Source organism: Mycolicibacterium arseniciresistens (genome assembly GCF_030519285.1).
GTDB classification, from domain to species: Bacteria; Actinomycetota; Actinomycetes; order Mycobacteriales; family Mycobacteriaceae; genus Mycobacterium; species Mycobacterium arseniciresistens.
This window is the reverse complement of record NZ_JAUMSQ010000348.1, coordinates 1-404: the sequence shown is the minus strand read 5'-3', so window position 1 is coordinate 404 and position 404 is coordinate 1. Positions and strand designations below refer to the sequence as shown.

Annotated in this window: 1 protein-coding gene; it reads right to left on the bottom strand. The window is 65.3% G+C overall.

Going from position 1 to position 404, the window contains the following annotated elements; all coding sequences use genetic code 11:
- Positions 1-404, bottom strand: a 404-nt coding sequence (locus Q2100_RS27995) for a PLL family lectin (RefSeq protein ID WP_302916666.1), incomplete at both ends; no start/stop codon positions are given.

The window sequence follows — 404 nt, the reverse complement described above, 5'->3', positions numbered from 1 at the left end:
GCCGTCGTTGCCGGTGATGAACAGGTCGATGCTGTTGGGCGACTTCGCGATCGCGGTGACCGGTGCGCCCTTGGGGAAGACTCCGCCGATGCTGCGCCAGGTGTTGTTCAGTCCTGACCAGTCGGCGCCCTGGTACCACCAGGAGGTGTAGACACGGCCGTCGTTGCCGGTGATGAACAGGTCGATGCTGTTGGGCGACGTCGCGATCGCGGTGACCGGTGCGCCCTTGGGGAAGACTCCGCCGATGCTGCGCCAGGTGTTGGTCAGTCCTGACCAGTCGGCGCCCTGGTACCACCAGGAGGTGTAGACACGGCCGTCGTTGCCGGTGATGAACAGGTCGATGCTGTTGGGCGACTTTGCGATCGCGGTGACCGGGGCGCCCTTGGGGAAGACTCCGCCGATGT